Raw genomic sequence first — 4496 nt, forward strand, 5'->3', positions numbered from 1 at the left:
GTGGAGAAGTCATGCATTTAGAAGTTGTTTATAAAGGGCAACGTGTAGATGCAACACCATTCGTTACTGGTGAAGGTACACAAACTGGTGGGGGAAATGGAACTTCCACTCCTGGTGGCGGAGGTCCTATGAGTATTGAAGGTAGCCAAAAAGCCCAAGAAATTTATGGATACTTAAAAGAGTTTATTGGTTCTTGGTATGCATGGGGTGGAAGTATACCACCTAAAAAATTAGCAAATGGCGAATGGGAACCTGCGAGAAAAACAGGTGCTTGGATTGGTGGGTATCCTGTAGAATCACCTGGATTTGACTGTTCAAGCTTTATGCAGTATGGCTTTAAAAAAGCGGGACTGAATATCCCACGTACAGCAAGACAACAGCAAGCATGGGCTACAAACATTCCAAAAGACCAAGCACAACCAGGAGATTTAGTATTCTGGGGACAACCTGCTCACCATGTAGGGATGTATATTGGTAATAATGAATACATTCATGCTCCTCAATCAAATGATAGAATCAAAGTTTCTAAAATTAACAATTGGGGAAGTGTTACAAGCGTGGGACGTGCATTGAAATAATAAAGTAAGAGGGAGACATTCTCCCTCTTTTTTTATTGTAATAAAAGTATGTTTTGTTTCAAAACAAGAAACACCCTAAAGTTATGAAGATAACCTTTACTTCTCTATAGAATGTCTACATTTTAATCACATATAATAATACAAATCTAAAAAAACAGGTATTTTACATTGAAATAATTAAAAGAGGAGAGATTGAGTAATGATGTATGTATATATTTAATTGACTATTGTTAATGAAAATATTAAGATTTATTTAAACGGAGGAGAATGTATTATGATTTCTTATACAAATAATGATTTAAATTATGTGTTACCAAAGGAAGCGTGGGAGATTGTTTCGTCCCTTACAAGAAATAGTACGCCTAACAGAAAAATGACAGGTTTGATTGATTTTCAAGGTGAATATAGAGAAATGTTCCAAAAAATTTGTTCTACGGACAAAGTAACAGTTATCTTTGAAAATGGCTTCGAAGAAAATAGTGATACAGAAGATGTCTTTCAAGGAATATTTGGATGTTATGGATTCGAGGAGAATTGCTCACATGCATTGGATGAGCAAGAGTTTGAGTACAGTGGATTCCCTCAAAATGGTGGTCTTGATAGACTATTTATTAAACGTATGATTTTAGATGGTTATTGGACATCAATTATTTTACATGGGATAGAAAATCAAGAGGATAGTGGATTGTACGTCATGTTATATAACAAAAAACAAAAGAAAAATAATTAAAGTATAAATAAAACAAGCATAAGTAGTGAAAGCAGGGAATGTAATGACAGAGAAGATTAAGTTAACCATGACTGTAACATGGGAATATGAGCCGAATAAGGAAGCTTATGATGAAGGTATGACAATTGAACAAATGGCAGAGTTTGATGCAACACAACCTGAAGTCCCGTCAATTATTCGAGGCGAGGGAAAGTATAGTGATGTAAAATGGGAAATAACAGGAAGGGAATACAAAAATGACTAAGGGTGAATTAATCAAAGAGTTGAAAAAAGAAAATGATTCTCGTTGGATTGGAAAGTCAGACTATTCTTGTTTGTCGTGTTCGCATTCTATGACTACGGGTACACAACTGATTTGTGTAGAAAATAAAATACATAAAGAAGTAGATGATGATGACTTGTGTAAAAAGTGGAATTAGTCGCAATAGATTGTAAAAAGAAATGAAAAGATTTAAGATTAAAAATAGTAACCTAACCACTCCCACCGCTTTAGCTGTGGGGGTGGTTCTGTACTTAAGGGAATCGCTATAAATCTCTCCTCATAGGATATTTGAGATAAAGGAGTATGAAAGGAGAAATTACTATGAAAGTAGAAATTAAAAAATTTGAACTTACAGAAATGTATGTTGAAGACAAGGAATATGATGTCGTTAATAAAGAAATCAATAAATATCGAAAACAAGGGTTTAGTGCAACAAATCCAACAACACAGTATAGACATCCTGGAAATGAAGAAGATAAAACGTATTGGTCAAAGATTACAAAAAAAGTAGAAATTATTTAAAGTATATAAATGTTAGAATATCATACTACAAAGAGGATACATTATGAAGCTATCATTTACATTAACTTGTAACTGCAAGAATGAGAAATCTTATAAAGTGGAAGAAAAATACCATAGCGAAAGCCATGACACGTTTATAGATTTAACGGAAGAAATTTGTGGTGATAATTTTAAAGCAGAACCCATGCCTGATGGTATGATAGTTACTTGTGGAAGGTGCGGAAAAAGAACGGAAATTATATAGGAATCTCATATTATAATAAGAGATGATAATATATAAAAGAAAATGAAGAAATTAAGTAAAGATTTACTAATTGAAGTGTTGATAACATGAAAGATGAAAAAAAGAAATCTGATACTTGGTTTGAGAGTTGGAATACCACTATCAAAAATGTTTATGGAGAAAAATCTGAAAATCCTAAAGAAGAGAGTAAAGAAAAAGTCGATTTAAAGCAGGAAGGTGTAAAAGAATGAACGAAGTCATTGTTGATACAAAAAAGTTGACAAATTTATCTATGGAAGAATTAGATGAATTACTAAGAAGTGAGAAATATACAGAAGATGCCTTGCGAGAATTGGCTAAGAGGTTTATTTTTATTACAAAAGAACTTGAAACAGCACTTAAATTAGAAAAAGAAAGAACAAAGAGATTAAGAAATAGGGTAGATGACTTAATGAATGATGTAGAGGAACTGGAAGAAGAATTACCTCCTTATAAGAGATAATACTTTCTATTTATGGAATGGTGATTTTAGACGTGCAAATAGATGAAACGCTTAACGTATTGTAAAAATGAGAGCAACTAAGAAGTGCTAAGAATCCGCAGGAATAGGGTATTGTACTTCTTTTTTATTTGTTAATGGATATGAATTATAAATTCCGATTTATTAATCTAAAATACATGAGCAGAATAAAAATTAGGTATTTATAATTTATAAATTATATTTAAAGAGGAGAGAATATTATGATAACTAAAATGATTAATAAAATCAAAGGTGGTCAATTATTGTCTTTAACAACTACTGAAAAAGAACGATTAGTTGAGATTCTGGAAAAAGAACAGCAAAAAGAAGTAAATAATACAGAATTAGATACGAGAGTAATAACTTTAGTAAAAGAGGAATTCAAAAAAATGAATTTCTCAAATAAAGAGAGTAATAGAGCTATATTAAGCAATAGATGTCAGGAAATTATTTATAAACAATGGGGATTCTCAAATGATTATTTGTGGAAGTTAGTTGATGAAACAGTGGAAGAATTAATACCAGACAATATGGATTAAGAACGATGAAACACAAAGAGTATGAGATATAAAATTTCATACTCTTTTTTGAGTTAATTCGACAATGCATGGTTATGAAAACCTATCTTTATATCTATAATATATAGATTTTAATGAAAAGGTGGTGGCAACTATGCATGTTATTGAAAAATCAAAAAATCTCTTCTTTGCATTTTGGATTGCGGTATTACTCATTTTACCACTTGTCCAAATACAGGCTCACGCAGAAGAGAGCGTGACAACTAATAAGGTAGAGGCAATCAATAGAGATGCTATTAAAACAAATAGTAGGAAATTTGATTATGCCCCAGATAAAGAAGTGCCATCAGTTTCTATTGACCAAGCAAGTAATTGGGCTGAAAGAAAAGGATATGACGTAGTTAAGTTCTTACAAACCTTTATTCAGCCATTAGCTGTAATTGCATTTATTGTTTTTGCTATCGTAGCTTTAATTGGATTCGTAGGGAAAGGTCTTCTTGGAATGGGGATTTCCGTTTTCGTATATACTGGTGTGTTATTCGCTCCAGAATTGCTAAACTTCTTCTCTCGTTGGTTAGCATCATAAATTTTAGGGTAGTAGACAATATGTTCTACTATCCTTTTTTTATTGTTTATTTTTTTGTAAAAGAAGGTCTTTTCTTTTTTGTGTATATAGGTTTATGTTTCGGAGGGGTTTTGTTTTTAAATTCATTGACTATTCGTCTGTTATTTTTTAAAAATACATTGCCTATAGTATTTGCACGTGTTAACATATTTACTATAGTCAATGAACGAAATGAATTAAGGAGCTGTAATAAATGAAAAAGTCAATTGTAGGATTAGGTACGTGCGTGGTTGTAGGTGCTTTAGGGATGTTTGGTCAAACAGTAAATGCAGAAGCGATGACTCACACTGTTCAAAAAGGGGATACACTTTGGGATGTTGGCAATAAATATGGTGTAGATTACAACAAAGTTCGGGAGTGGAGTGGTTTGCAATCGAACGTACTACATATTGGAGATAAGTTAGTTGTTTCAGACCCTCACACAGGAGGTAATACGCAAACTCAAGTATCTTCAAATGGTAGTTATGTAGTAACAGCAGATGTGTTAAAAGTGCGAAGTGGAGCAGGTACACAGTTTG

11 protein-coding genes are annotated in these 4496 nt (G+C 32.4%); all 11 read left to right on the forward strand.

Annotated elements, in window-relative coordinates; translation table 11 throughout:
• On the forward strand, positions 1–578 hold a 578-nt coding region (locus tag MR160_RS32785; RefSeq protein WP_242299123.1), incomplete at its 5' end, for a C40 family peptidase.
• A gap of 274 nt (positions 579–852) precedes the next feature.
• Entirely contained in the window at positions 853–1308 is a 456-nt protein-coding gene (locus MR160_RS32790) for a hypothetical protein (RefSeq protein WP_242299124.1), read from the forward strand.
• A gap of 43 nt (positions 1309–1351) precedes the next feature.
• Positions 1352–1552: a hypothetical protein gene (locus MR160_RS32795; RefSeq protein WP_242299125.1), complete on the forward strand. Its 201-nt coding sequence runs from the start codon at positions 1352–1354 to the stop codon at positions 1550–1552.
• Positions 1545–1727: a hypothetical protein gene (locus tag MR160_RS32800; protein ID WP_242299126.1), complete on the forward strand. Its 183-nt coding sequence runs from the start codon at positions 1545–1547 to the stop codon at positions 1725–1727. The genes MR160_RS32795 and MR160_RS32800 overlap by 8 nt, the downstream gene beginning before the upstream one ends.
• Before the next feature lie 164 nt (positions 1728–1891).
• Positions 1892–2092: a hypothetical protein gene (locus MR160_RS32805; protein WP_242299127.1), complete on the forward strand. Its 201-nt coding sequence runs from the start codon at positions 1892–1894 to the stop codon at positions 2090–2092.
• 43 nt (positions 2093–2135) lie between these two features.
• Positions 2136–2336, forward strand: a complete 201-nt coding sequence (locus tag MR160_RS32810) for a hypothetical protein (protein WP_242299128.1) — start codon at positions 2136–2138, stop codon at positions 2334–2336.
• A gap of 86 nt (positions 2337–2422) precedes the next feature.
• Positions 2423–2566, forward strand: a complete 144-nt coding sequence (locus MR160_RS32815) for a hypothetical protein (protein WP_242299129.1) — start codon at positions 2423–2425, stop codon at positions 2564–2566.
• Positions 2563–2817 carry a hypothetical protein gene (locus tag MR160_RS32820; protein ID WP_242299130.1) on the forward strand — a complete coding sequence of 85 codons (255 nt, stop codon included), beginning with the start codon at positions 2563–2565 and terminating at the stop codon, positions 2815–2817. Before MR160_RS32815 ends, MR160_RS32820 begins: the two co-directional genes overlap by 4 nt.
• A 239-nt stretch (positions 2818–3056) precedes the next feature.
• Complete coding sequence (locus tag MR160_RS32825; RefSeq protein ID WP_242299131.1) at positions 3057–3374, forward strand: hypothetical protein; 318 nt, start codon at positions 3057–3059, stop codon at positions 3372–3374.
• 133 nt (positions 3375–3507) lie between these two features.
• A complete protein-coding gene (locus MR160_RS32830; protein WP_242299132.1) occupies positions 3508–3939 on the forward strand; it encodes a hypothetical protein in 432 nt (143 codons plus the stop codon).
• Positions 3940–4171: 232 nt separating this feature from the next.
• Positions 4172–4496 (forward strand): LysM peptidoglycan-binding domain-containing protein (locus MR160_RS32835; RefSeq protein WP_242299133.1); only part of this gene is annotated, 325 nt, incomplete at its 3' end.

It is taken from the genome of Bacillus cereus group sp. BfR-BA-01382, from assembly GCF_022663475.1.
In the GTDB taxonomy this organism is placed as follows: domain Bacteria; phylum Bacillota; class Bacilli; order Bacillales; family Bacillaceae_G; genus Bacillus_A; species Bacillus_A thuringiensis_S.

Bases quoted from the DNA above. Each gene is read 5' to 3' on its own strand.
- MR160_RS32795 (WP_242299125.1), top strand. From the start codon at position 1,352: ATGACAGAGAAGATTAAGTTAACCATGACTGTAACATGGGAATATGAG.
- MR160_RS32830 (WP_242299132.1), top strand. From the start codon at position 3,508: ATGCATGTTATTGAAAAATCAAAAAATCTCTTCTTTGCATTTTGGATT.
- MR160_RS32825 (WP_242299131.1), top strand. From the start codon at position 3,057: ATGATAACTAAAATGATTAATAAAATCAAAGGTGGTCAATTATTGTCT.
- MR160_RS32800 (WP_242299126.1), top strand. From the start codon at position 1,545: ATGACTAAGGGTGAATTAATCAAAGAGTTGAAAAAAGAAAATGATTCT.
- MR160_RS32815 (WP_242299129.1), top strand. From the start codon at position 2,423: ATGAAAGATGAAAAAAAGAAATCTGATACTTGGTTTGAGAGTTGGAAT.
- MR160_RS32805 (WP_242299127.1), top strand. From the start codon at position 1,892: ATGAAAGTAGAAATTAAAAAATTTGAACTTACAGAAATGTATGTTGAA.
- MR160_RS32810 (WP_242299128.1), top strand. From the start codon at position 2,136: ATGAAGCTATCATTTACATTAACTTGTAACTGCAAGAATGAGAAATCT.
- MR160_RS32790 (WP_242299124.1), top strand. From the start codon at position 853: ATGATTTCTTATACAAATAATGATTTAAATTATGTGTTACCAAAGGAA.
- MR160_RS32820 (WP_242299130.1), top strand. From the start codon at position 2,563: ATGAACGAAGTCATTGTTGATACAAAAAAGTTGACAAATTTATCTATG.